Annotated in this window: 24 protein-coding genes; 14 read left to right on the top strand and 10 right to left on the bottom strand. The window is 42.2% G+C overall.

Annotated elements, in window-relative coordinates; all coding sequences use genetic code 11:
- Nucleotides 1-621 precede the first annotated feature (621 nt).
- The 4 genes from csy1 to cas6f are packed head-to-tail and all read left to right on the top strand — an operon-like array spanning nucleotide 622 to nucleotide 4,525.
- Nucleotides 622-1,959: a type I-F CRISPR-associated protein Csy1 gene (gene csy1, locus CKY02_RS20565; RefSeq protein WP_112896710.1), complete on the top strand. Its 1,338-nt coding sequence runs from the start codon at nucleotides 622-624 to the stop codon at nucleotides 1,957-1,959.
- On the top strand, nucleotides 1,956-2,924 hold the full coding sequence (gene csy2 / locus CKY02_RS20570) for a type I-F CRISPR-associated protein Csy2 (protein WP_112896711.1): 969 nt from the start codon (nucleotides 1,956-1,958) through the stop codon (nucleotides 2,922-2,924). Before csy1 ends, csy2 begins: the two co-directional genes overlap by 4 nt.
- A 23-nt stretch (nucleotides 2,925-2,947) precedes the next feature.
- On the top strand, nucleotides 2,948-3,961 hold the full coding sequence (csy3, locus tag CKY02_RS20575) for a type I-F CRISPR-associated protein Csy3 (RefSeq protein ID WP_112896712.1): 1,014 nt from the start codon (nucleotides 2,948-2,950) through the stop codon (nucleotides 3,959-3,961).
- 9 nt (nucleotides 3,962-3,970) lie between these two features.
- Complete coding sequence (gene cas6f / locus CKY02_RS20580; RefSeq protein WP_112896713.1) at nucleotides 3,971-4,525, top strand: type I-F CRISPR-associated endoribonuclease Cas6/Csy4; 555 nt, start codon at nucleotides 3,971-3,973, stop codon at nucleotides 4,523-4,525.
- Between the two features lie 324 nt (nucleotides 4,526-4,849).
- Here the strand turns inward: cas6f and iolB are convergent, their stop codons facing one another.
- From iolB to CKY02_RS20600, 4 genes are all read right to left on the bottom strand, one after another.
- The gene (gene iolB, locus CKY02_RS20585; RefSeq protein WP_112896714.1) at nucleotides 4,850-5,677 is read right to left on the bottom strand and encodes a 5-deoxy-glucuronate isomerase; all 828 of its coding nucleotides are present in this window, start codon (nucleotides 5,675-5,677) and stop codon (nucleotides 4,850-4,852) included.
- 47 nt (nucleotides 5,678-5,724) lie between these two features.
- Nucleotides 5,725-6,615 carry a myo-inosose-2 dehydratase gene (gene iolE / locus CKY02_RS20590; RefSeq protein ID WP_112896715.1) on the bottom strand — a complete coding sequence of 297 codons (891 nt, stop codon included), beginning with the start codon at nucleotides 6,613-6,615 and terminating at the stop codon, nucleotides 5,725-5,727.
- A gap of 40 nt (nucleotides 6,616-6,655) precedes the next feature.
- A complete protein-coding gene (locus tag CKY02_RS20595; RefSeq protein ID WP_112896716.1) occupies nucleotides 6,656-8,560 on the bottom strand; it encodes a bifunctional 5-dehydro-2-deoxygluconokinase/5-dehydro-2-deoxyphosphogluconate aldolase in 1,905 nt (634 codons plus the stop codon).
- Nucleotides 8,561-8,635: 75 nt separating this feature from the next.
- A complete protein-coding gene (locus CKY02_RS20600; RefSeq protein ID WP_112896717.1) occupies nucleotides 8,636-9,769 on the bottom strand; it encodes a Gfo/Idh/MocA family protein in 1,134 nt (377 codons plus the stop codon).
- 215 nt (nucleotides 9,770-9,984) lie between these two features.
- On the opposite strand from CKY02_RS20600, the gene CKY02_RS24995 reads away from it, so the two are divergent.
- Nucleotides 9,985-10,161, top strand: a complete 177-nt coding sequence (locus tag CKY02_RS24995; RefSeq protein WP_162120814.1) for a hypothetical protein — start codon at nucleotides 9,985-9,987, stop codon at nucleotides 10,159-10,161.
- 146 nt (nucleotides 10,162-10,307) lie between these two features.
- On the opposite strand, the gene CKY02_RS20605 is transcribed toward CKY02_RS24995, so the two are convergent.
- Nucleotides 10,308-12,011 (bottom strand): solute:sodium symporter family transporter, encoded by a 1,704-nt coding sequence (locus tag CKY02_RS20605; RefSeq protein ID WP_112896718.1) that lies wholly within the window; start codon nucleotides 12,009-12,011, stop codon nucleotides 10,308-10,310.
- Nucleotides 12,012-12,098: 87 nt separating this feature from the next.
- Between CKY02_RS20605 and CKY02_RS25000 the strand changes: the two genes are divergently transcribed.
- Nucleotides 12,099-12,245, top strand: coding sequence for a hypothetical protein (locus tag CKY02_RS25000; protein WP_167405347.1), 147 nt, complete (start codon nucleotides 12,099-12,101; stop codon nucleotides 12,243-12,245).
- Here CKY02_RS25000 and iolG read toward each other — a convergent pair.
- From iolG to CKY02_RS20620, 3 genes are all read right to left on the bottom strand, one after another.
- Complete coding sequence (iolG, locus tag CKY02_RS20610) at nucleotides 12,196-13,242, bottom strand: inositol 2-dehydrogenase (protein ID WP_112896719.1); 1,047 nt, start codon at nucleotides 13,240-13,242, stop codon at nucleotides 12,196-12,198. The two genes, CKY02_RS25000 and iolG, sit on opposite strands and share 50 nt — an antisense overlap.
- Before the next feature lie 365 nt (nucleotides 13,243-13,607).
- Complete coding sequence (gene iolD / locus CKY02_RS20615; protein WP_202924709.1) at nucleotides 13,608-15,542, bottom strand: 3D-(3,5/4)-trihydroxycyclohexane-1,2-dione acylhydrolase (decyclizing); 1,935 nt, start codon at nucleotides 15,540-15,542, stop codon at nucleotides 13,608-13,610.
- Between the two features lie 16 nt (nucleotides 15,543-15,558).
- Nucleotides 15,559-17,070, bottom strand: a complete 1,512-nt coding sequence (locus CKY02_RS20620) for a CoA-acylating methylmalonate-semialdehyde dehydrogenase (protein ID WP_112896721.1) — start codon at nucleotides 17,068-17,070, stop codon at nucleotides 15,559-15,561.
- 303 nt (nucleotides 17,071-17,373) lie between these two features.
- On the opposite strand from CKY02_RS20620, the gene CKY02_RS20625 reads away from it, so the two are divergent.
- The 7 genes from CKY02_RS20625 (at nucleotide 17,374) to CKY02_RS20655 (ending at nucleotide 20,858) form a co-directional block, all read left to right on the top strand.
- Nucleotides 17,374-18,207, top strand: a complete 834-nt coding sequence (locus CKY02_RS20625; protein ID WP_112877881.1) for a MurR/RpiR family transcriptional regulator — start codon at nucleotides 17,374-17,376, stop codon at nucleotides 18,205-18,207.
- A gap of 2 nt (nucleotides 18,208-18,209) precedes the next feature.
- Nucleotides 18,210-18,401: a hypothetical protein gene (locus CKY02_RS20630; protein WP_112896722.1), complete on the top strand. Its 192-nt coding sequence runs from the start codon at nucleotides 18,210-18,212 to the stop codon at nucleotides 18,399-18,401.
- A 279-nt stretch (nucleotides 18,402-18,680) separates the two neighbouring features.
- Nucleotides 18,681-19,037 (top strand): hypothetical protein, encoded by a 357-nt coding sequence (locus tag CKY02_RS20635; RefSeq protein ID WP_112896723.1) that lies wholly within the window; start codon nucleotides 18,681-18,683, stop codon nucleotides 19,035-19,037.
- A gap of 144 nt (nucleotides 19,038-19,181) precedes the next feature.
- A complete protein-coding gene (locus CKY02_RS20640) occupies nucleotides 19,182-19,517 on the top strand; it encodes a tRNA-binding protein (protein WP_112877883.1) in 336 nt (111 codons plus the stop codon).
- 56 nt (nucleotides 19,518-19,573) lie between these two features.
- Nucleotides 19,574-20,281 (top strand): helix-turn-helix domain-containing protein, encoded by a 708-nt coding sequence (locus CKY02_RS20645; RefSeq protein ID WP_112896728.1) that lies wholly within the window; start codon nucleotides 19,574-19,576, stop codon nucleotides 20,279-20,281.
- 23 nt (nucleotides 20,282-20,304) lie between these two features.
- Entirely contained in the window at nucleotides 20,305-20,517 is a 213-nt protein-coding gene (locus CKY02_RS20650; protein WP_420800747.1) for a type II toxin-antitoxin system RelE/ParE family toxin, read from the top strand.
- Between the two features lie 17 nt (nucleotides 20,518-20,534).
- A complete protein-coding gene (locus tag CKY02_RS20655) occupies nucleotides 20,535-20,858 on the top strand; it encodes a HigA family addiction module antitoxin (protein ID WP_112896725.1) in 324 nt (107 codons plus the stop codon).
- Between the two features lie 87 nt (nucleotides 20,859-20,945).
- Here CKY02_RS20655 and CKY02_RS20660 read toward each other — a convergent pair whose 3' ends face one another.
- Nucleotides 20,946-22,484 (bottom strand): peptide MFS transporter, encoded by a 1,539-nt coding sequence (locus tag CKY02_RS20660; RefSeq protein ID WP_112896726.1) that lies wholly within the window; start codon nucleotides 22,482-22,484, stop codon nucleotides 20,946-20,948.
- A gap of 599 nt (nucleotides 22,485-23,083) precedes the next feature.
- Complete coding sequence (locus CKY02_RS20665) at nucleotides 23,084-24,025, bottom strand: Kdo(2)-lipid IV(A) acyltransferase (protein WP_112896727.1); 942 nt, start codon at nucleotides 24,023-24,025, stop codon at nucleotides 23,084-23,086.
- A gap of 262 nt (nucleotides 24,026-24,287) precedes the next feature.
- On the opposite strand from CKY02_RS20665, the gene CKY02_RS20670 reads away from it, so the two are divergent.
- Nucleotides 24,288-24,524 carry a DinI family protein gene (locus CKY02_RS20670; RefSeq protein WP_011146092.1) on the top strand — a complete coding sequence of 79 codons (237 nt, stop codon included), beginning with the start codon at nucleotides 24,288-24,290 and terminating at the stop codon, nucleotides 24,522-24,524.
- Nucleotides 24,525-24,822: the final 298 nt, after the last annotated feature.

Raw genomic sequence — 24,822 nt, forward strand, 5'->3', positions numbered from 1 at the left:
TTACCAGAATTTATCTGATACCAATGATATGGAGTTAAAAAATGTAAGCCAACATTTTGGTGAGATTCGTCTTAGGAAAAAAGATGGCGGAGAAGCATGGCGTTACCACCCGTTTTTAGGCGTGTTTGGTGCCCCCAGTTGAGGGCACCGCTGCCTGTGCGGCAGTTGGTTTCTACCTAAGATCAAAACAACATGTTTCTAAGCTGCTTATACAGCAGTTCCCATATAGTTAAGTATTTTGAAAAATTAAATTCCATATTTTTCGTCTACCTAAGATTTAAAACAACATGGGTTGATAATTTTATCGGTGTAGTATAAAGTGTAGCTGTAAACAGTTCATTTTAGGAACAGCGATGAAAAGAAAATCTAATAAGAAACACGATAAGGCAGGAAATCTGCTGAGTATGGTTATCATGTTACTTATGTATTTGCCTTCCGTGACTGACTTCCATCAGGAGTCAAGTATTGTTCAAGGCCAAAAAGTAATCACGGTATCTGTTACTATCAGTCAAAGTTCTGCTAACCAGTAGACTGATTGACTAATAAGTGTAGTGCTATCTCTCTGTTTTAGAGAGATAGCGCATTCTAATGGTCATTATTGATAAGGTGAAATAAGAGGCTATGAATGAAAATGGATTGAGTCAGTTTATTATCGATTATATCGAAAGCCGTAAACATCCAAAATTGGAGGCTTTTGATAAAGAGGCGGAAAAGAAACTGGCAAAGCTAACCTCTTCGGAGGATATGATGTTGGTTCGGGAAGAAATTGCTGAGCAGCGTAAGGTATTGGAAGAACATTATGAAGTCAGGAATTGGTTAGATGATGCCGCTAACAGGGCAAAGCAGATCAGTTTAGTGACACATGCTCTGAAATTTACTCATAGTGATGCCAGAGGTAGCAGTATTTTTGCCACATCATCAAATACAACTGGAAAATATCTTTCTACTGCAACTTTGTATAAACCTGTAATCGATTCCGTGGGTAACGCAGCTACGCTTGATGTCGCAAAATTGTTACAAACTGAATATCAGAAAGATTCACTAGTGGAGTGCCTAACTCGCGGAGATTATTCAGCATTAGCTGAATTGGCTGAAAATGATCAGCAACTTGAGCGTTGGGTGAATGGATTCCGTCAAGCTTTGTCAGATGAAACGCTTTCCTCTCATAAACTAGCAAAGCAACTTTATTTCCCGGTAAATGGTGAATGTGATGAGTATCATTTATTAAGTCCACTATTTTCGTCATCTCTGGCTCATGCTATGCATCAGCGTATCGCTGAAGCCCGTTTTGGTGAATCATCGAAAGAAATTAATAAGGCAAAGAAAGAAGAACGTTGGCATCCTGAAACTAGAGTAATTTATCCCAATACGGCTGTACAGAATATAGGTGGAACTAAGCCGCAAAATATTTCTTACCTTAATAGCGTACGGGGTGGACGATCTTGGCTTTTATCTTGTTCTGCTCCTAACTGGCAAAGTAATATCAAGCTTCCGGAACGGCACAGATCCATTTTTGAACAGAGAAGTCAGTTTGTTCTGTTATCCTACCGTACTGTCAGATTGATGCGACAATATCTATTTCGGGTACAGAAACGTACGGAAGAAATCCGACGGAATCGTCAGGCATATGTTGATGAAATTATCGATATTTTATTTAATTATGTCGCTAGCGTACAGAATCAGGCTGAATTTAAAGGTTGGAGTGCGAATTGTGATTTAAAACGTTCTCAGCAGCTTTGGCTTGATCCCTATCGTTGTCAACGAGATGAAATATTCAAATTTGAACGTGAAGGTGGAGACTGGAAAAAAGAAATTGCCGACGATTTTGGTCTCTGGTTGAACAACGAATTGCGTCATGAACGGTTAGAAGTTGGATTGGCTGAACGTCATGAATGGGCTTTTGTATTTAAAAAACGGTTACGTGAATTTGAGGATGAATTGCCAGAGGTACCGTTATGAGTTATTTGATTGTTTTGCGCCATATTAAAGTAGAAAACGCGAATGCAATTGCAGGCTTAACCTATGGTTTTCCGGCAATCACTCATTTTCTTGGATTTACTCATGCACTTTCACGTAAGTTACAGCAAAGTCATGATTTAAGATTAGAAAATTGTGGCGTTATTTGTCATAACCACCAACTGCATGTTCATCAATCTGATCCTATTAGGGATAAAGTCTTTGCTTTAACCCGCAATCCATTAACCAGAGAAGAAAAGACAGCTTCTTTTAATGAAGAAGGTCGTATGCACATGACGGTTTCTTTATTAATAGAATGTTCTGGTGAAATTGCTGGCGATACAGAAGCTAACGAATTGGAACAATATTTACTGGAAATATGTCCAACTCAGAGACTAGCGGGTGGTACTATTACTGAAATTGCTAAAGTTAATGTTATTGCTTTTCCGCAGGAAGGGCAGGCAACCCGTAAATTAATGCGTCGTTTACTGCCGGGTTTTGCCTTGTTAGATCGCTCTGAATTGCTAGCTAAACACTACGAAGAATTAAAACAGGATAATCCTCAAGCAGAGATGATTGATGCCTGGCTTGATTTTTCTACTATTAAAATGCGGGCTATTCCTGTTCAGGATGATAAGCAACCTGAAATTGGTGATCCTGCATATTGGGAATATATTCCTAAACCCGATTCTGGATATTTAGTTCCTCTGATGACAGGTTATCAGGCAATATCGCCGCTATATCCCGCCGGGAAAGTAGATAAAACCCGTGATCCTAATACTCCATTTTGTTTTGTTGAAGCAATCTATGGGGTAGGTGAATGGAAAAGCCCGCACCGTATTGACGATATTCGCCAGTTACTCTGGTGTTATGACTATCAAGAGGGAGAGGGTGTCTACAGGTGTTGTAATCAACAGACTGTTTCCCGTCAATCCAAACCCAATAAGAAAGTAAGAATAATCGACTGATTAATTTAAAGAAGGATATCTACATGTCTAAATCAACTATTAAAACAGCTTCTGTACTGGCATTTGAACGTAAACTTTCTAACTCCGATGCTTTAATGTTTGCTGGAAATTGGGAACGAATTGACGGTGAATGGAAACCTATTGCTATTCAGGAAAAAGCTGTCCGGGGGACGATTTCCAACCGCTTGAAAAACGCTTTAACCAGCGATCCAGCTAAGTTGGATGCGGAGATTCAAAAAGCAAACCTGCAACGTGTTGATGTTGCCGCATTGCCTTTTGATGCTGATACTCTAAAAGTCAGTTTTACATTACGGGTCTTAGGTAATCTTTCAACACCATCAGTATGTAATGATCAGGATTATCAAGCTGAACTGGCAAACGTGATCAACGGTTATATTGCTGAACATGGTTTCAAAACGCTTGCAGCACGTTATGCAGAAAACTTGGCTAATGGACGGTTTTTGTGGCGTAACCGAGTTGGAGCAGAAGAAATTAAGGTTCGCGTAAGTGGTAAGAGTGGTAAATGGTGGGAGTTTGATTGCGAAAATTTCAGCTTACGTGAATTTGGTAAGGTAGAAGGTAACTTAGCTAAACTTGCCGCTGAAATTGAGGAAGGATTGTCAGGTAACGGATCAACATTATTCAATGTTGAGGCATTTGTTCGTTTAGGGCATGGGCAGGAAATTTTCCCTTCTCAAGAATTGGTTCTCGACAGTAACAGTAAAAAAAGCAAAGTGTTGTATCAGGTCAATGAGATCGCTGCATTGCATTCGCAAAAAGTGGGCAATGCGCTCCGAACTATTGATACGTGGTACCCAGACGCTACGGAATTGGGTCTTGGCCCAATAGCGGTTGAACCCTATGGTTCTGTAACCAGCCGTGGTAAGGCTTATCGTCAGCCTAAAGTAAAAATGGATTTTTATACTTTGTTAGATAACTGGGTCGTTAAAGGAAAAGCACCAGAAGAAGTAGAGCAACAACACTATGTTATGGCGACGCTAATTCGTGGCGGTGTTTTTGGTGAAAAAGGTGAATAAGGGGATCAGATGGATTATTACTTTGAAATCCGTGTTCTTCCCGATCCTGAATTTAGTCAGCAAGACCTTATGGAAGCGTTATTTGCTAAACTGCATCGGGCTTTGGGGCAAGTAGGTAACGGACGTATTGGGGTCAGTTTTCCGTGTGCGAGAAAAACACTGGGGGATACGCTAAGGATTCACGGTGCAAACGAAGCATTGAATGATTTGCAGTCTTTATCTTGGTTAAAAGGACTCAGGGATTATACTGAGGTGATTGATATCCAGCCAATCCCTAAGGATGCTCGATATCGTCATGTTAGCCGAGTGCAGGTAAAGGGCAGTGCGGAGCGGCTTCGTCGTCGTTCGATTAAAAAAGGATGGTTAACGGAGGAACAAGCCTTGCAACGCATTCCTATCAGCAAAGAGAAACGTTCTGATTTACCGTTCTTGTTTGTCAAAAGTTTGTCATCAGGTCAAAGTTTTCTGTTGTTTGTCGAACAAGGACCAATAGAAGATAAATCAACACAAGGAGTTTTCAGTTCTTATGGATTAAGTTCATCAGCTACCATTCCTTGGTTTTGACCCTTTTTTAGCGGCTAATTATAACTTATTGATTTATTTAAAGGATTAGCCGCTGCTAATAAAAAGGGTTTTTCTGCTTTTTATCATTATGTTCTTTAATAATCAGTAAATTAAAGGTAGTATCTAACAGTTCACTGCCGTACAGGCAGCTTAGAAACCTGTCGTTTAAAGCTCATTTAAGTGTGATTTGTTCACTGCCGTACAGGCAGCTTAGAAATGACGTCGGTTTGTCTTGTATTGGCCCTTGTTGTTCACTGCCGTATAGGCAGCAGCGCACTCGATTGAGTGCGCTAAAAAAGCAACCTTTTTTCTTCTCGATATGCATCAATTGTGATGCTTTTGTGCATATTCTTCACTGTTAACCCATTGGTGGTCTTTTTCCCAGGTAAATAGCCACTTACGAGTTGGTCCGGCCATTACGTTGAGATAATAGTTGTCGTAACCGGCAATGGTTGCCACTGGGTGATAGCCTTTGGGAACCATGACCACATCCTTGTTGTAAACAGCCATTGATTCATCCAGTGAACGGTCATCGGTATAGACACGTTGCATGCAGAACCCTTGAGAAGGGTTCAGGCGATGGTAATAGGTTTCTTCCAAATAGGTTTCCTGTGGCGCATTGTCCGTATCGTGTTTATGGCTGGGATAGGAGCTGGTGCAGCCTTCATCGGTAAAGACTTCGACCACTAATAAGCTATCAGCAGGTTTGTTATCCGGCAGGATATTGTGAACATAGCGTTGGTTGCAGTCGCTCCCACGTTTTTCTGCGTCAATATCCTGCGGTGCAATCAGGCGAGTCGGGTAGCTTCCTTTACCCGGAGCCTGACACACCGCCAGTTCGAGAGCCGTATCGGCAATAACGTCAACAGATTCACCTGCGGTGATATAGACGGCATAGGGCTTTTTGCGTTCAAATGGATCCATGCGATCACCAATATGTTCAAATTTCTGATGTGGCGTGATAACCGTGGCTTTTCCTGCCACCAGCACCAGACAGGTTTCATTTTCTGATGCGGGCAAGGTGATTTTTTCACCCGAAGTCAACTCATAAACATCGAAGTGGGCATACTTCCAGTTTGCTGATTCCGGCGTGATATGTTGAGTTCGTTTGTTTTGATCCGGTGCATGATATTTTGATAATAATTTGGACATATTATCTATCCTCAGTACTATTTTTGCATGAATCAGATTGTGATTAATTAAAACAATCCGGCATCTCTGGCAAATTTGCGTAAATTGTTATAACCCATCGTTGCGTAGGTGAATGGATGAGCAACAGCAGGATCTTGTTCTGCTTCAACTACCAGCCAGCCTTTATAATTTTGTTTTTTCAACACTTGAAAAATTGCCGGATAATCAACGCAACCATCTCCCGGTACTGTGAATACACCACTTAGCACCGCATCAAGGAAACTGGTTTTACGGTTTTTTATATCGTTGAGTACATCAGGACGGATGTCTTTACAGTGAACATGATTAATGCGTTTTGCCCAGCGTTCTGCGACAGCCAGTGGATCAGCGCCGGCAAAGGTTAAATGACCGGTATCCAGCAACAATCCAACTTCATCTCCGGTATTTTCCATCAGATGATCAACATCTTTCTCAGTTTCAATAACCGTTCCCATATGGTGGTGATAAGCAATCTGAACACCCTGTTCTTGAGTGTAACGGGCAAATTCAGTTAATTTTTCACCGTATTCTTGCCAGCGGTTAGTTGGAAATTGAGGGCGAAGATGGACTGGCTTGTTTTGATCGCCATGAATGCAGTTTGTCACTTCCGCAAATACCATGACATTAGCTCCCAATTCGCGCAGCAGGGTCAGGTGAGATTGTACCGCTTTAATCTCTTCCGCCACTGAACGGGTGAGTAATTCGCCAGAGTACCAGCCAGATACCAGTACGAGATCGTGGGCGGCAAGAATGGGGCCCAATATGTTGGCCTGACGAGGGAATTTGTTGCCCAATTCAAAACCGGTAAAACCTGCCTGGCGGCCTTCTGTTAAGCAGGTTTCCAGTGGCGTATCTGCGCCGAGGGTGGGTAAGTCATCATTAGCCCAAGTCAGAGGGTTGATACCAAGTTGAACAGCCATGATGGTGCTCCTAGTTGAATAAAATAATTTTATTATGTTGCTATCCGCGCTGACGCCATAAGCTAATCAGGTTGTGATAATTGGTTTTTATTTTCTGGATCAAACGGTTATCATCAATCTCATTTTTTAGCCATTTTAGGGATGGTTGACCAAATAGGGTTCTTCCGACAGCAAAACCTTTGACGATGGATTTGCCGGCGGCGGCATTAAAGCCCATTTCCAGCTCTTCTTGTGGAGCATCAAGGCCAAGAATAACGACGCCACGGCAATAGGGGTCTCTCTGCTCGATGAGATAGTTAATGTTGTCCCAACTTTCAGAACTGAGAGGTGGGAGTTTCCACCAATCCGGTTTGACGCCAAGGTTATAAAATCGTCTAAGTGCGCGAATATAGAATTCATCTGAGTGTTTCATTTCCGCAGGTAGAATCACTTCCAGTAAAAGTTCGTGACCAGATTTACAGCATGCGGCATAAATTTCCCGAACTTTTTTCTCTTGCTCCAGGCGGAGTGGGTGAGCATCTTCTGGATGGAAAAACATCAGGCATTTGACGATGTGTTCCAGTGGCCAGTCAATAAGTTGGGAACCGATGTTGCCATGTTCCAGACAAAGCGGGCGAGAGCCGGGTAGCTCAATTGGGCGGCCTATCCACCAACCTTGACCGGTAATTTCGTTTAAAACATCCTGACCAAAAGTGCTGTCACATAACAGGCCTATTTTTCCTTGTAACTCTGCTTCTGTGGCAACTTCCCGGCTGGCGCGCAATAGAAGTTGTTTTAATGATGAAATACGCTTGATACTGGCATTTGCTTGTCGGGCTAATTCGATAAATTGAATACGATGATCAAATGCCATGACGCACAGTTCGTCCCATTGATTTTTACGGGCGCTGATACGGTGAAGGTGATTAAGTGTTTCATCCAAATCAGGGCGTAGTATTTGATTGGCGCGTGATAGATAGTTATCAAGCTCTGTTTTATCTGGCATTGCCGGTGCGCAGCCATGACGAGAAACAACTAATGCGCCACAAGCATTAGCGTAAATACAGGCTTTTTCCCAACCTTCGTTATTTAGATAGCCGCGTAGCAGGCCGGACATAAAAGCATCCCCGGCACCGAGAACGTTAAGCACATCGACACGAACGCCCTGTATAGTGATGCTATCATTCAGATCATTAGGGATTTCAGCGGTGAAAACAGAGCATCCTAGTGATCCCCGTTTGCAAACCAATGCAGCAGATGTGAGTTTACGAATGTTGCGTAGTGCTTCGATAGTATCTGTGGAACCACCGGCAATATGGAACTCTTCTTCTGTGCCAACAATGAGGTCAAATAGTGATAATACTTCCTGTAGCTGAGCTGTTACCTGTTCCGATGCGATATAACGTGTTTCACCATCTCCCAAAGAAGTTAACCCCCAAAGTACCGGGCGATAATCAATATCCATGACCGTTTTCACACGGTTACGGCGGGCGTAGTTGAGGGCCGTCAGCACCGCATCGCGAGTGTTAGGATGAGAAAGATGTGTTCCGGTGATAGCCAGACAACGAGCGGATGCAATGTATTCTTCACTGAAATCATCACGGGTAATTGCCATATCGGCGCAGTTATCACGATAGAAGATCAGGGGAAAAGTGGTTTTATCTTTGATTCCTAGCAGCACCAGTGCCGTAAGGCGTTCTTTATCCGTGGTTAGATGGCTGGTATCACAGCCAACACTTTGCAACTCTTCCCTAAGGAAACGTCCCATATGCTCATCACCGACTCTGGCTAGCATGGAAGATTTAAGCCCCTGACGAGCGGTACCATAGGCGACATTACCGGAAGAACCCCCAAGATATTTTGCAAAACTTCCCATGTCTTCCAGACGTGCTCCGATTTGTTGGCCGTAAAGGTCAACGGCGATTCGTCCCATGCAGATGACATCAAATTTTTTTTGCTGCTCCATTGAACAATTCCTTATTAAGTACAACATCAAGTGTTGCTATGATGAGCTCCGACAGTGGAAGATTGATAAAAATAATTAATTAATTTCAGTGACATTCACCCAACGTTGTTCTTGATAAGAATGAGCAATGGCATCCAGAATACGTGAGACTTTCCAACCTTCGGTGAAATCTGGCCATATCGCTTTATTGCTGGCGATACCATTGATCAAGTCTCTGATTTCCACTGTTTTTTGATCATTGAAGCCGATGCCGTGACCTGCACCGAGACAGAATGGTGCATAGTCAGGATGTTCCGGTCCAATAAGAATAGTTTTAAAGCCTTGGCGGTTTGCTGGTTCATCGTGATGGTAAAGTTTTAGTTCGGCCATCCTTTCTTGCGTAAAGCTCAAAGCACCTTTTGTTCCTGTAATGGTGTAGCTCAAACCCATTTTGCGGCCGCAGGCAATACGGGAGGTTTCAATAATACCCATTGCTCCGCTGTTGAAACGCACCATAGCATGTGCTTGATCTTCGTTTTCTACCGCAACCATAATGTTAGAACCGGTTTTTTCCGGGCGTTGTTTGATGATAGTTGCCATGTCTGAGCAAACAGTTTGGATATCACCAACCAGGTACTGCGCCATATTGATGATATGAGCAGCAAGATCGCCTAATGCACCTAATCCAGCTTTATCTTTGAAGCAGTGCCAGTGAATAGGGATGAGTGGATCAGCCATATAATCTTCGTTATGAGTGCCGTAGAAGTGAATGACTTCACCGATTTCACCATTCGAAATGATCTCTTTAGCCAGTTGTGCGGTAGGGTTTTTCATATAGTTAAAACCGACTAATGTTTTCACTCTGGCTTTTTTGGCGGCTTCGACCATTAATTTTGCATCAGTTGAGTTTAGTGCCAGTGGTTTTTCACAATAAACATGCTTGCCATGTTTGATCGCTTCGAGAGCCATCTCTTTATGAAGAAAATTTGGTGAGCAGATATCAACAACATGAATATCGGGATCTGCTACTAATTTGCGCCAATTATCAGTAAAGCGCCGGAAACCTAACTGTTCAGACCGTTTTGCGGCGAGTTCAGCAGAAACTTCGGCTACCATTTCACAAACTAGTTTGCCTGCCAGAGGGAAAACCGTAGGTGCTTGTGCGTAAGCAATGGCATGTGTGCGTCCGATGTAACCAGTACCGATTAGGCCGATACGAATCTCTTCCATATAGCTGTTTCTCCGAATAGAAGCGGATAGGTCGTTTGTTGTTGCAGTCGATTCTTTAGTGTTTGCCAGTTAGCCTTGGTTGCTATCATACACCTGTTATAGGAAACATCTATTTCATTTTCAACTTAAATAAGAACATTAATTCCAAGTTGTGATCTGATAAGGGTTTTTTATGTAATACATTGTTATATAGGGTTAATTTTATAATGAGTTAGGTGCCATTCAGTGATAAGAACAGAAAAAATAGAATATTAGAATTTTTATTTCATTTATGGCTTGGTATATATACCCTATGGATTTCAAGTTGCATCGCGACGGCAAGGGAACGAATCCCCGGGAGCATAGATAACTATGTGACCGGAGTGAGTGCAGCCAACAAAGAGGCAGCTTGAAAGATGACGGGTATATGAAGTGTGTTGGTTAGCAAAGGGAGTTGTTATATCTCCAGGATTTCCTCTTTAAAATATAGGATGCAGGGAAATCCTGGCAGTGAGTTATTCTGATAATAATATTGGAGTAATAAAGTCAGTTATTTATTTTATTTACCTGATCTTTTTGGCGTACTATTTATTACAAGCTTTCTGAATAGCGTTTTACCTATCTGGTATAGCGCATAAGATAGTATTAGTGCAGCAAATAGGTAATAAATAATCATAATTACCTTGGGAACATTATGTGCGAGGAATATATATATCGAGATTGAACAGAGTGTAATTAACCATGCAACCGGTTTCACCATAGACCACGGCGTAATATTTACCTGTTCGGTATAAACATCTTCAAATGGTTTAGCTGGAAAAAAGTAGCCAATAGCCAACATGAAAATAACATTGAGAGCAAATAAAATGCCAACCAGGTGAAAAAAGTGCAGGTTAATTTTTAAAATGAAATTACAGATAATATAGGCGGACATACCAAATAATAGGCCAAGTTTAGCGGCAATAGGCGGCACTCGTTTAGTCATTAGACCAACTAATACCACGCTGAGAATTGGCGCATTAAAAATCCCCTGTAATTGTTGAATGAGATAGAACAGACCATCCGGCGCATTAGCGACTAACGGTGCGACGATCATAGTGATTAACGCTAGCCCGATCCCCAAATATTTACTCATAGCGACTGTTTGTGTTTCGGTGGCATTTTGATTGATTCGCTGTTTGTAAATATTGACGATAAACAGTGTTACAGATGAATTAAGTCCGCCGCTGAATGTGGAAAATACCGCACCAACGACCACGGCGGCAAAGAAACCAACCAATACTTCCGGTAGAATTAAATGTACTAATTCTGGGTAAGCATTATCTGGATTATCTATTTGTCCTTTGAAAATATGGAAAGCAATAATGCCAGGTAGAATAATAATAGACGGCATGATGAGTTTAAGTAAAGCACACAACATGACGCCTTTTTGTCCTTCGGCTAGATTTTTCGCACCAAGAGCCTTCTGAACAATGGATTGATTGGTACACCAAAAAAACATATTGGAAACAATTAGGCCGGTAAATAGCGTGGAGAAAGGAACCAGAGAATCTTCACTGCCTATGGAGTTAAATTTATCAGGATTAGATTGATAAACTTCAACTAATCCTTGCCAGGCATTGCCATTACCAACATAGAGTAGGGCAAAAATAGTTACCATTAATCCGCCAACGATTAAGCCAATGCCGTTAATAGTATCCGCGGCGGCAATGGCTTTAATACCGCCAAAGATGGCATAGACCGCACCTAATCCACCAACGCCCCAAACCATAATCCATAATGCCGTGGTTTTATCAATACTGAATACATTGGAAACCTGGAATAGACTTTCCAATGCAATCGCGCCGGTATACAGCACAATGGGGAGTAGTGAAATGATATACATAGCCAGGAAAAGAATTGAGGTAATAAGCAGCGTATTTTTATCAAATCGGCGTTCAAGATATTCAGGGATGGTTGAAATACCAAGTTTCAGATATTTAGGCAGGAAATAAATAGCGAATAGAACGATTGTCACAGCGGCTATTACTTCCCAAGCCATAACGATAAATCCGGTTCGGAATGCTAATCCATTCAAACCGATTAAATGTTCTGTGGACAGGTTCATCAATAACATAGAGCTACCAATATAAACACCTGTGAGAGATCGTCCGCCAAGAAAATAGCCTTCAGTAGATTCTGTCAGACGAGCATTATGGGTTTTGTAATAAGCGAAGCCAGCCACTAATAGGGTAAAACCAATAAATGAGAGAAAAGCTAACATACTATCCTCCAAGCCTGATTAACTGTTTTCAGGCAGCAATATGCTGACGGGAAAGTGGCCTTTCCCGTTTTTAGGGTGAAAATAAATGTGAGTCAGTTAGTTAGAGATATGGGTCTGCTTTATATACCCGTTATCCTTCAAGTTGCCTCTTTGTTGGCTGCACTCGCTCACCCCGGTCACATCGTTACCTATGCTCCCGGGGATTCACTCCCTTGCCGTCGCGATGCATCTTGAAATCCATAGGGTATAATTTGATTTCTTTACCTGAATGTAGGGATTCGAGAGCTTTATCGGCCAGATAAAGTGCCTGTTCGCCATCAGCGCCACTGCATTCTGGTGTGGCGCGACCAGCCATGACATCGACAAAATGATCCCATTCAGCAATGTAGGCTTCCCGGTAACGTTGCAGGAAGAAATGCTCTGGCTTGGCGGTTAAACAACCGCTGTTTTCCCAGAGCTCAACGCTGTTTTCTTTGATGTTGCCGGCGCTAAGCAGCCCTTTTTCACCATGCAATTCAATCCGTTGGTCATAGCCATACCCGGAACGGCGGCTGTTGGTAATGGTTGCCATTGCTCCTGATGGGAATTTCATAACAATAAAGGCAGTATCGATATCACCTGCTTGCCCGATAGCGGGATCAACCAGGTTACTGCCTTGGGCGTAGATCGAGCAGGGTTCCTCACCGATAATAAAACGCGCCATATCGAAGTCATGTATTGTCATATCCCGGAACATACCACCAGAAACTTTGACGTATTCAGCGGAGGGAGGAGAGGGATCGCGGGAAATAATCAGCAGAGATTCCGCTTTTCCTATCGTACCAGCATCAAACAGGGTTTTTACTCGGCGGAATTGCGGATCATAACGACGGTTAAAGCCAACAAATAAGGGCACCTGATATTGTTTAACGGTTTCAAGGCAATGACGAATACGTTCAATATCAAGGTGAACCGGTTTTTCACAGAAGATTTTTTTATGATGTTTTGCTGCGAGTTCAATTAGGTCTGCATGAGTGTCTGTTGCTGAGGCAATAAGAACACCATCTATTTCAGGGTCGGACATTGCCTGTTCAATAGTTTGTCTTTTTGTTTGGTATTGCTGTACTAAAAGTTCAGCACTTTTCTGATCGGGATCGACAACGGAATAAAGACAAGTTTCTTTATGATGAGAGATATTCACTGCGTGTACTTGCCCAATTCGTCCAGCGCCAAATAATGCAATGTTGAACATGGATGCTCCTTGATACCTAAGTATCTTCTTATGAGATACTTTAAAATATATCAAATAAAATATTTATTTCAAATTATCAATATTTGGAAATTATATTTTTGAGTGTGTCGTAGCATTTTGTTAATAATAATATTAAATTTGTGTTAATTAGATCACGTAAAGTAAGATTGATACTGGATGGAGTGGGAAATTTGTCCTTTAAAAACAAATTATAATATGCATTCGACTAAGTATATGGTTACGCTTGGTTATAGAGATTAGTGAAAGTAAAAGAGTAACTTATTTCCAGAATAAAAATTCCAAAAATGGCATTGAAAATGGTGAGGAAAGGGAAAATGGCCTGTAAGATAACAGGCCACTCACTTCTAGTACTGACGTACTTTGGTTGCAACCATCTCCTTTATTTTCTTTGCGGCGGATTCTATGGCTGGATTTTTGGCCACTTGTGCTGTGCCTACTCGCCACCATGATTCATAATCATGCGTCATTGTTTTAGGTAACACTTTGATATCTATGAGTACTGGTACCGTCTGTTTTTGGGCTTCCTGTAACGCACAAAGCAGTTGTTGCTCATTGTGGACTCGGTAACTTTTACAGCCGTAGCTTTCTGCATTTTTGGCGAAGTCGACTTTAATCAGTTTGCCATCCATGTTGCCGCTTTCTGGGTGACGATAACGATTTTCTGTTCCGAAACTGCCCATCCCTTGGCTCATTTGCAGATTATTGATGCAGCCAAATCCCGCGTTATCAAATAGCAACACGGTGATTTTGATATTTTCCTGTACTGCGGTTTGCAGCTCTGAATGAAGCATCATATAAGCGCCATCACCGACTATGGCATAAACCGGTTGGTTGGGGCAGGCTAGTTTAGCGCCAATAGCAGCGGCTATTTCATAGCCCATACAGGAATAGCCATACTCAAGATGATAGGTATCCGGTTGTTTGGGTTGCCATAATCGCTGTAAATCGCCAGGGAGGGAACCTGATGCACCAACAATAATCGCTTCGGGCTCAAGATATTTGTCTAATAATCCCAATACGCTGGTTTGTGTCAGGCGGGTTTGTAATGTTTGGCTGTACTCTTCCAATTTATCATCGAGATGACCGGAAATTTCGGGTGTGAAATCTACCTGATACTCAATGTTGAACAGACGATTTAACTCTTTTCTCCATGTTTCCCGTGCCTGATGAATCTCATCTTGATAACCACTGTGATAATTCAATTGAATAAGTTGTTCCGCAATAGCGTTTAACCCTGCTTGGGCGTCTGATACAACGGGTATTGCATCCAGTTTGCAGGCGTCGAATTCCGCTACATTGATAGTGAGAAATTCAACTTCTGGGTGCTGAAATAGCGATTTGGATGCAGTGGTGAAATCAGTAAACCGGGTGCCAACACCAATAATCAAATCGGCCTCTTTGGCGATCAGGTTGGCAGCAAGACAGCCTGTTGTGCCTAAGCCACCACAATTAAGGGGATGGTCGGCAATTACGGCGCTTTTACCTGCCTGTGTTTCAGCAAAAGGAATATTGAAGTGTTCTGCGAATTGACGAAAAGCGTTATGAGCTTCTGAATAGCGCACTCCACCACCGCAGATAAGTAAAGGTTTTTTTTTGCGGTTTATGAGTGCCACCGCATCGTTAATCATGGCGACAGAAGCAGGGCGGCGTTCAATGCGGTGAATTCGTTTTTGGAAGAAATAGTCAGGAAAATCCCAAATCTCGCCTTGAACGTCTTGTGGTAGGCAAATTGTGACGGCACCAGTATCGGCTGGATCGATTAGAACTCGCATCGCATTAATCATAGCGCTCATTAGCTGTTCTGGTCTGGAGATACGATCCCAATAACGAGAAACAGGGCGGAAACAGTCATTGGTGCTGATAGTATGGTCGTGGAACTGTTCAACCTGTTGTAAGACTGGATCAGGTTGACGGCAGGCGAAGAGATCACCGGGTAATAACAGCAGAGGAATGCGATTAGCTGTGGCAGTTGCCGCAGCGGTTATCATATTGGCGGAGCCAGGGCCAACAGAGGAGGTTACGGCAAAAATCTGTTTGCGCTTTTTCTGTTTAGCAAAACCTGTGGCGATATGGGCCATACCTTGCTCATTGCATCCTTGGTAAACGGTCAAGTGACCAGGATCTTGCTCCAATGCTTGCCCCAATCCAACAACATTACCGTGACCAAAAATGGTAAAGATTCCTCTGATGAATGGGTATTGCTCTCCGTCTGCTTCCACATATTGCTGGTTCAGGAATTTCACCAATGCTTGAGCTGTCGTCATTGTTGATTTGTTCATGTTACAGAGCTCCATTTTATTCCATTGTTGGCATCACAAAATTGCTGGAATGATGTTCTAGCCTGATACTTGCTGGCCAGCGGCTGGTAACAGTTTTCATGCGGGTGTAGAAGCGAACGCCATCATTACCGTGAACGTTAAGTGGGCCAAAAATTGAGCGTTTCCACCCCCCGAAGCTGTGGAAGGCCATTGGTACCGGAATGGGGATATTGATGCCTACCATACCCGTTTGTACATCTTCGCTAAACTGGCGAGCTGTTTCTCCGTCGCGGGTGAATATCGCGGTACCATTACCATATTGATGGCAGTTAATTAATGTTAGCGCGGTGGCATAATCGGGTACACGGACAATTGACAGAACAGGACCGAAGATCTCTTCTTGATAGATTTTCATCTCTGGCGTGACATTATCGAACAGCGTCGGGCCAATAAAATAGCCATTTTCATAACCGGGAACCTTGAGTTGACGGCCATCAATTAACAAGCTGGCCCCCTGTTTTTCGCCACTATCGATGTAATCACAGATTTTAGCTTGGTGTTGGGCGGAGATAACGGGACCCATATCGTTTTCTGTAATTGCGACAATACCGGGACCGACAGATATTTTGTTGATCTGTTGACGTAATTTTTCAATTAACGCATCCGCCGTTTCATCCCCAACCGCTAATACAACAGACAGTGCCATGCAACGTTCACCTGCCGCACCAAATGCTGCACCTGCAATAGCACTGCTAGCCATATCGAGATCGGCATCTGGCATCAGAATACAGTGATTTTTTGCGCCTCCCAACGCCTGACAGCGTTTCCCGTGAGCTGAGGCGGTAGTGTAGATATATTCAGCGACAGGCGTTGAACCCACAAAGCTGACAGCTTGCACGTGTGGATCTGTTAGTAGTATATCGACGGCTTCTTTATCGCCGTTGATAACATTAAATACGCCATTGGGTAAACCGGATTGTTTAAGTAGTGATGCTAATTCAAGCGCGAGAGAGGGATCTTTTTCTGAAGGTTTCAATACGAAAGTATTCCCTGTCGCTAATGCGATAGGAAACATCCACATAGGAACCATTGCCGGGAAGTTGAAAGGGGTAATGCCAACGCAAACGCCTAAAGGCTGCATTAATGAATGGCTATCCACTCCCGTCCCGGTATTCGCGGAATGTTCACCTTTTTGTAGATGAGGGATGCCACAGGCAAACTCAACGACTTCCAGGCCACGAGTTAATTCACCGATAGCATCTGAATAGATTTTTCCGTGTTCTTCTGAAATCAATCGTGCCAGTTTGTCTATATTAGCTTCCAGTAATGTTTTGAACTGGAACATGACACGAGCACGTTTCAGTGGTGATACTTTAGACCATTCTCTGTAAGCTTGATGAGCGATTTCAATTGCCTGTTCAACTTCATGGGCTGTGCTTAGAGCTACCTGACGTATCTGTTTTCCCGTTGCTGGATTGAAAACCGGCGAAAAACGAGTGCTATGACTGGGAATAAGTTGCCCATTAACATAATTATGTACCTGTTCCATTCTGAGCCTCTTTTGCGGATTTGATGTTAGTACTGAATCGGAAACTTTGATAATAGATATATGAAATATATGTTTTATTTTCAATATGATTTGGAACAAAAGGCAATTAGTGTGATCGGAGTAAAGTTTTTATGAATTACCGATAATTAGGTGACTAATTAGATGTTAATCAATATAGTGGTAATAATAAATTATTACAATGAATGGATTATGTATTTCATTTTTAACTATAAAAATGAAATATGATTCAGCTTATACGGTAAAACGATTACAATTGCTGGCGATAAATTTTATGGGGGATTTATGTCTGTCGCGTCGAATCTGAATGAATTTCAAGAACAAGTCCGTTCACGCTATAGTGAATTGAGTAAACGCCTGCAACAAGTAGCTCGATATGTGCTGGATAATACGAATAGTGTCGCTTTTGATACTGTTGCTGTGATTGCCAGAGAAGCTGATGTTCCTCCATCAACATTAATTCGTTTTGCTAATGCGTTTGATTTCAGTGGTTTTAATGAAATGAAACAGCTGTTTCGTATGCATATGGTGGAAGAAACCGCCAGTTATGCAGACCGGGCCAGATTATTTAGAGAACTGGATGGCGAACAGGAACTGCCAGAAGACCCTCAGCATATTTTGCAGGAATTTGCTCGTTCAAATGTGCAGGCTATGCAACAGTTAGCTGCCAGAACAGCCCCCGAAGATTTAAGGAACGCGGTAGACTTATTGGCTCAAGCTAAGAATATTTACATTATTGGGCTGCGTCGTTCTTTTAGTGTGGCGGCTTATCTTTCTTATACATTGAATCACTTGGAATGTCGCCCTTTACTCGTGGATGGTTTGGGGGGGATGTTCAGGGAACAGATTAATTTAATTGGGGAAGAAGATGTTGTTGTTTCAATCAGTTTTACCCCCTATGCAGAAGAGACACTGATGGTCAGTGAACGGGCGGCAAAAGCCGGGGCAAAACAGATTGTGATTACAGATAGCCAGATTAGCCCGCTTGCCAGTTTTAGTGATGTTTGCTTTGTGGTTAAAGAAGCACAGGTGGAAGCATTCCGTTCTCAGTCTGCTACTTTGTGTTTAGTGCAATCTTTGGCGGTTTCTCTGGCTTATCGGCAAGGAAACTTGATTTAATTGTGATATATACCCTATGGATTTCAAGATGCATCGCGACGGCAAGGGAGAGAATCCTCGGGAGCATAGAGAACTATGTGACCGAGGTGAGTGAGTGCAGCCAACAAAGAGGCAATTTGAAAGATGACGGGTATATACCCTATGGATTTCAAGATGGATCGCGACGGCAAGGGAGTGAATCCCCGGGAGCATAGGTAACTATGTGACCGGGGTGAGCGAGTGCAGCCAACAAAGAGGCAACTTGAAAGATAACGGGTATAATGCCTTATATTCCCGATGAACCTCTAATGACTATTGACCCGCGAATTACGGCGGGTTAATGCTTTATCAGGTCAGTAGAAAGCACATAATTTAAATAGAGTGTAAACCTGATATTGATAATTGGTTTGTTAGACATAAATGTTGTTGATTCTTATTGGTGATAATTATTTAATAATTATTCTGAGTTATGGTTTTGAAAAGGGATCAATACGATGAATAAAGGATCGCGTTACATTTTTGTCATTTTATCTGCAATTTCTTTCCAGACATTTGCCTCAAATTTTGACTACAAAAGTGATATTCCTGCTGATAATAAGCCATCTGCGGAATATTTGAAGAAACGGGAAAATCTTAAACCTAAGCATTGGGATGTGGATAAACTCATTACGGATAATAACGCGGAGGGGAAGCGGGAACTGGCAAGACAGATGAAAGAAGATGAACTTAATCGGAAGAGCCGAGAGTTTAATGATCGTGTCAATGATAAAATCCGTCGAGATCTTGAACGCGATGCTCGTATTAAAGAGAACGGGGGCATGACCAGAAGTAACTTTTTTGATCGGGAATAACCGTGACTTAAAGCAACTCGATAGTGAAGTGAATGACCTGTCGGGAAAAATAGGCAGTTTGTCGACAATTGTTGACGCTCTTTCGAAAGAATTTTCTCCATTAGCATGTGAGTATAATGACTTCGTACTAAAGGAGAAGAATATATGGAACAGATCGAATGGACTGACTTTGAGAAAGTTGACATGCGGGTTGGCACAATTATTTCAGTAGAATTGAATCGTAAAGCTAGCAAGCCTGCCTATAAATTACAAATTGATCTTGGCGTGTTGGGCGTTAAAAGCTCAAGCGCCCAGATAACTGTGCATTACACACCTGAACAATTAATTGGTCGTCAGGTTCTTTGTGTATGCAATTTTCCACCAAAACGGATTGCTGGTGTTAAATCGGAGGTATTACTGACCGGCAGTGTGGATGAAAATGGTGCGGTGGTGATCGCAGAATTTACTCTTCCTGTCCCGAATGGTCATAAATTATTGTAAATCACGCTATTTTGTTGTCGAATGAATGGAGTGTATTTTAATCAGCGACAATGAATATGGCTCTTCAATTACCTTCATTACATTTACGCCGGTATTCTGCTGAAACTATTAGCCATAGCCATCAAGGGTTATGGCAGTTCGTTTTTGGCTATAACGGGCAACTTGAGTTAAACGTAGAAGGGCAACAACGTACCGTTAGTTTTGGAAATGTTGTTATGATCCCACCGGATGCGAAACACAGCTTTTTCGCTAGTGGTGAAAATCAGCAATTGGTGCTGGAGTTGCCTTCGGCACTGTTTAATCCATTACATAGTGATGCTTTCTGGCAACCATTACCTGATTCTGCGCTTGCTCTTATTAAGTGGTTGCATGATTACCCGCAGCCACCCGCTAATCACGCTGATGCTGCCCGTTTGCTGCTCGCTCAGCTACCACAAGTAGGCGCATCTTCAGCGTTGATAGTAAAACTACATCAAGGGCTTGTTGGGCGTCTGCATGAGAAAGTGACGGTGATGGATATGGCTGATATTTGCGCAGTATCTGCCAGTACCTTGTATCGTAAACTGTTTATTGCAACAGGGATGAGTCCAATGGCTTATTTGAAAACGTGCCGGATGGAATTTGCCTATAATTTGTTGGCTTACAGTGATAGGACTTTGGCTGACATTGCTTTTCTGTCTGGTTATGCTTCCCAGTCAGCTTTTACCTTTGCATTTAGTCAACACTATGGTTGTACTCCAGCCAAGTTGCGTAAAGCCAAATGATATTTTCAGCATTTTATAACTTGATGCACAATATGATTGTGCGTAATATACAAACAATTCTGGATGCTTCGGTTAAAGAGGCTGATTTAAGAATCCCTCCGGGAAACCACTTTGAATACTTAAATGGCTATTTGAGGGGATGGTGCTCAATAAGAGTAAATAGGCAATATAGGCTTATTTTTCAATGGATTGATGGTATTGCGGTTGATACATATTTGGATCCTCATAACTATTAAACTGAGGGAAATAAATGATGAGGAATACAAAACGTCGCCCTGCAACAGTGGGTGAAATATTGGTGAATGAGTTTCTGGTGCCTTTGAATATCGAAATTAATGTGCTTGCGGAAGCCATGGGTGTTCACCGCAATACATTAAGCAGAATTGTGCATGATAAAGGTTCTCTGACCGTTCCTATGGCGATTAAATTGGCTGCGGCTTTGGGGAATACAGCAGAGTTTTGGCTTAATATTCAACATGCGGTTGAATTATGGGATGTGCGTAATCATGCATATCAAGCAGAATCACTGAATGTGAAACAGATAATTAAGCCATCAGTTATAACGGCAATGCACTAATGTGTTTGTTTTCAAGGACATCAAGTTTACACATTGAAATACATAAAGCCATCTTATGATGAGATGGCTTTACGTGAGTGATAAATATTATTGAGCTTTTGCTTCTGATTTATCAGCACTATTGAGCAGGCGGCGAATAGGGACAATTAATACCATTAATACGGCCGCACAAATAACCAGAGCCAAAGATACACGGGAGAATAGATCAGGTAGGTTGTCCAGTTGGTCAGCGCGCACATGTCCACCAATTAAGCCGGCAGCTAGATTACCCAAAGCACTTGCACAAAACCACAAGCCCATGACCTGACCACGCATTCGGGATGGGGCCAGTAGCGTCATCGTTGCGAGCCCAATGGGGCTAAGGCACAGCTCACCGAGTGTCAGAAACAGAATACTTGCGACCAGCCAGAGTGGAGAAACAGCTTCACCTGTTGCTAATACATTCTGGGCCGCTAGGATCATTAGACCAAAACCACCGGCACCGAACAGAATACCAATAATGAATTTACTGATACTGCTTGGGTTAATATTACTTTTGGCCAACGCAGGCCAGAGCCAACTGAATACGGGGGCCAGTAGGACAATGAATAGTGCGTTGATTGATTGGAACCATACTGTTGGGATCTCAAATCCCATCACTAAGCGGTTAGTATAATCATTGGCAAACAGGTTAAATGAGGTTGGTTTTTGCTCGAATGCAGACCAAAAGAAAGCAGCAGATACCAACAGAATAAAACAAACCAGCAGGCGGGAACGGTCACTACTACTCAAACCAGCAAACAGGAACAGATAGATAAAGTAAAGTGTTACACAGGATGAGATGATATAGACCATCGTGCTGGCTACGGCCACTGGATTAAATGGAATGATACCGAGGGCAAGTAGGGCAATGATCGCCATCATAGCGAGAATAGCGGTAAAAACCCATTTGCCGACATTTTTACGTTTGACTGTAGGGCGATCCCAGTTTGAATCCAATCCACCCTCTTTGTCATAACGGCGCATCAGGGGAACCGCGTAGAAGCGGAATATCAGTAGAGCAACTAGCATTCCTAGCCCACCAATACCAAAACCCCAATGCCAGCCATAGTCTTGAATTAATAAGCCGGTAATTAATGGAGAGATAAAGGAGCCGAGATTAATCCCCATGTAGAATAGGGAAAAACCACCATCACGGCGTGGATCATCTTTTTTATATAGTGTGCCGACCATCACGGTGACACAGGTTTTAAATAGTCCTGTTCCTAATACGATCAGTAGTAAACCGATAAAAAACAGGTGATGACTCAAGAAAGCGGAAAGGGCGATAGACAAGTGCCCTAGTGCAATAATGATTGAACCATACCAGACTGCTTGACGTTGACCTAACCAATTATCCGCCAGCCAACCACCGGGTAGTGCGGTCAGATAAACACTGCCTGCAAAGATACCGACAATGGCAGCGGCCTGTTCACGAGGAATACCCATACCACCATCATAGATGGTTGCAGCCATGAATAAGATCAGCAGTGGACGAATGCCGTAGTAAGAGAAACGTTCCCACATTTCTGTGAAGAACAAAGAACTTAATGGATAAGGATGCCCAAAGAAAGTTCTGGTTTTCGTATTGTTAATGGAGGATTGCATCTAAGTTTTCCTATAAGACTACACTCCAGGAGTGCAGTGTGTGTGACAAATAAAGCTTTTAACAAGCTCTTTCAAATTTAGGTTTAGAGCAAACAAAAAAGCCACGTTTTTATTAAATGATGTCCTGTTTTGTTAATATATTTTTAACATATTTTTCGGTCAATTTTATTAACAAGTAAGATATCTCTTACTTTATATTTCATTTTTCAGAGCAAAATCCGACATAAATCTCATTTCTCATCATTGATTGGTTAAAATGAGGATAAGACCTATTGACTTACTTCTATTTATATTCGATGTCTTTTTATGGGGAAAATATTTTAAAATAATAAATTAAGTAATAACTATAATATATAAGACATCTTTTCAAAGGCTAGATATTAACGGTGATAATGAAAGATAAAGAAAGTAAAGTAACCTGATTGTCAACTTAGTATTTATTAGGAAATTTTAGATTAGTCCTTGTTTCTTATATAAAAATTGGAAATAAATTAGATTAAAAAATATGGCATCAGCATTAAGATGAGATAGTGAATTATTGGGGGGATACGAAAGTGATTATGGCTGTTTCCTGGATGAAGAAACAGCCATGAATAAATTTAATGGACTTTATCGGCTTGTCCGTACAGAGAAGGCATACCCTTAGGCCGGGTTTTAAAGCGACGATGCAACCACATATATTGATCAGGTGCCTGTAAAATTTCCTGTTCGACAACTCTATTCATGAAAGCAGCCGCTTTCACTTCATCATCTTTTGGAAATCCTGCCACTGCCGGTTGAATAATCAGTTCATAACCTTTTCCATCAGGCAGACGACGGGGAGTAAATGGGATCATTGCCGGATCAGCGAGGCGTACAAGTATCGACGTGCCTGTGGTGGTTGCAGCGTGTTCTACAGCAAATAGTGGTGCAAATACGCTTTTTCGTGGGCCGTAATCATGATCGGGGGCGTACCAGACAACTTCGCCATTTTTCAGACAGCGGATCATGCCTTTGACATCTTTTCTATCCAGCATATATTTGTTGGAGCGCAGTCGTCCCCATGTTTGTAGCCAATCCATAACTGGATTATCATTTGGTCGGTAGACCCCAATTCCAGGATTGAGCAAACCGAGAATGCGGGCACCGAGTTCCAGCGTCAGGAAATGGATACCAATAACAATGATTCCTTGCCCAGTAGTTTGAATTTTCTGAATATTTTCTCGCCCAATAACTTTAAACCAGCGTTCTATCCGCCAGTCAGGCCAAAACCAAGCCATACCCGTTTCAAATATTCCCATTCCGACGGATTCAAAGTTTTTTATTAATAGCGCGTTGCGCTCCTCTTGTGGCATATCAGGAAAACATAGCTCAAGATTTCTTTCGGCAACTTTGGCACGTTTTTTCAGAAAGCGCATAGAAAATCTGCCCAGACGAGTGCCTATCCGGTAAATAATGGGGTAGGGGAGCAGAACCAGTAAGTAAAGCAGACTGATACCAAACCAAGTAGGCCAATAACGGGGATGAAGTAGTGAACGTTGAAAAGAAGGTGCTTGTATCATGGATTCTCAGGTTTTTATAGTTCCAATAAGATGGACAAAACAATTTCCTTATTGTGACATTTTTTGACGGGATATCGAAGTTTTCAAGTATGAAATGTTTATGATCTCGATTTTGGTGCGCTTAGCTCTTGTCATTGGTAAAGAATGATAGCTCATAATTTACTGATAAATAAAAATTAAAATAGTTTTACAGAGCTATTTACAATTCATATAGATAATATTACTGTTTATATGAACAGTATTGTTTGTGGAGGGAAAAATTATGCATGTAGAAGTCACTATCGATAAATCTAAAAAACTGCCAAAAGGTGCCGTCCCTGCGCTTGCTGTAGAACTGGACAACCGTCTTAAACGTCGCTGGCCTGATATTAAAACCAATGTGAAGTTGGCAAGTCATGATGGGCTATCTGTTCGTGGTGGCACTCCTGATGACAGGAAAGCCGTTGAAGAGATTCTACAAGAGACATGGGAAAGCGCTGATGATTGGTTCCAGCCTTGATAGAGATTAAGCCATTGTCAATTAAACCTGCTGGTTGCTAGTCGTTTGGCGTATCTATCTTTGTCCTGTGAGCAAAGGGCTGCGTAATCAATTGATGGGAGGAGGGCCCTCCCGTTTTATTATGGCTTTAGCCAGTTTAAGTAGCGTCAGCTGCTTAAACATAAAACCACCCGCTATGCGGGTGGAGACCCGAGGTTATACCAAGAAAAACACCTTTCCGTTACGATATAGATGTTCAAGCTAATATACGTAACTGAAATAAGGAAAGGTGTTTATGGGGATTAAAGCACAAAGCTCA

The sequence above is a fragment of the Photorhabdus bodei genome (genome assembly GCF_003287735.1).
Lineage (GTDB): Bacteria > Pseudomonadota > Gammaproteobacteria > Enterobacterales > Enterobacteriaceae > Photorhabdus > Photorhabdus kayaii.

Excerpts from the sequence above, each read along its gene's own strand:
- csy1 (WP_112896710.1), top strand. The coding sequence starts at position 622 with ATGAATGAAAATGGATTGAGTCAGTTTATTATCGATTATATCGAAAGC.
- csy2 (WP_112896711.1), top strand. The coding sequence starts at position 1,956 with ATGAGTTATTTGATTGTTTTGCGCCATATTAAAGTAGAAAACGCGAAT.
- csy3 (WP_112896712.1), top strand. The coding sequence starts at position 2,948 with ATGTCTAAATCAACTATTAAAACAGCTTCTGTACTGGCATTTGAACGT.
- cas6f (WP_112896713.1), top strand. The coding sequence starts at position 3,971 with ATGGATTATTACTTTGAAATCCGTGTTCTTCCCGATCCTGAATTTAGT.
- iolB (WP_112896714.1), bottom strand. The coding sequence starts at position 5,677 with ATGTCCAAATTATTATCAAAATATCATGCACCGGATCAAAACAAACGA.
- iolE (WP_112896715.1), bottom strand. The coding sequence starts at position 6,615 with ATGGCTGTTCAACTTGGTATCAACCCTCTGACTTGGGCTAATGATGAC.
- CKY02_RS20595 (WP_112896716.1), bottom strand. The coding sequence starts at position 8,560 with ATGGAGCAGCAAAAAAAATTTGATGTCATCTGCATGGGACGAATCGCC.
- CKY02_RS20600 (WP_112896717.1), bottom strand. The coding sequence starts at position 9,769 with ATGGAAGAGATTCGTATCGGCCTAATCGGTACTGGTTACATCGGACGC.
- CKY02_RS20605 (WP_112896718.1), bottom strand. The coding sequence starts at position 12,011 with ATGTTAGCTTTTCTCTCATTTATTGGTTTTACCCTATTAGTGGCTGGC.
- iolG (WP_112896719.1), bottom strand. The coding sequence starts at position 13,242 with ATGTTCAACATTGCATTATTTGGCGCTGGACGAATTGGGCAAGTACAC.
- iolD (WP_202924709.1), bottom strand. The coding sequence starts at position 15,542 with ATGAACAAATCAACAATGACGACAGCTCAAGCATTGGTGAAATTCCTG.
- CKY02_RS20620 (WP_112896721.1), bottom strand. The coding sequence starts at position 17,070 with ATGGAACAGGTACATAATTATGTTAATGGGCAACTTATTCCCAGTCAT.
- CKY02_RS20625 (WP_112877881.1), top strand. The coding sequence starts at position 17,374 with ATGTCTGTCGCGTCGAATCTGAATGAATTTCAAGAACAAGTCCGTTCA.
- CKY02_RS20635 (WP_112896723.1), top strand. The coding sequence starts at position 18,681 with ATGAATAAAGGATCGCGTTACATTTTTGTCATTTTATCTGCAATTTCT.
- CKY02_RS20640 (WP_112877883.1), top strand. The coding sequence starts at position 19,182 with ATGGAACAGATCGAATGGACTGACTTTGAGAAAGTTGACATGCGGGTT.
- CKY02_RS20645 (WP_112896728.1), top strand. The coding sequence starts at position 19,574 with ATGGCTCTTCAATTACCTTCATTACATTTACGCCGGTATTCTGCTGAA.
- CKY02_RS20650 (WP_420800747.1), top strand. The coding sequence starts at position 20,305 with ATGCACAATATGATTGTGCGTAATATACAAACAATTCTGGATGCTTCG.
- CKY02_RS20655 (WP_112896725.1), top strand. The coding sequence starts at position 20,535 with ATGAGGAATACAAAACGTCGCCCTGCAACAGTGGGTGAAATATTGGTG.
- CKY02_RS20660 (WP_112896726.1), bottom strand. The coding sequence starts at position 22,484 with ATGCAATCCTCCATTAACAATACGAAAACCAGAACTTTCTTTGGGCAT.
- CKY02_RS20665 (WP_112896727.1), bottom strand. The coding sequence starts at position 24,025 with ATGATACAAGCACCTTCTTTTCAACGTTCACTACTTCATCCCCGTTAT.
- CKY02_RS20670 (WP_011146092.1), top strand. The coding sequence starts at position 24,288 with ATGCATGTAGAAGTCACTATCGATAAATCTAAAAAACTGCCAAAAGGT.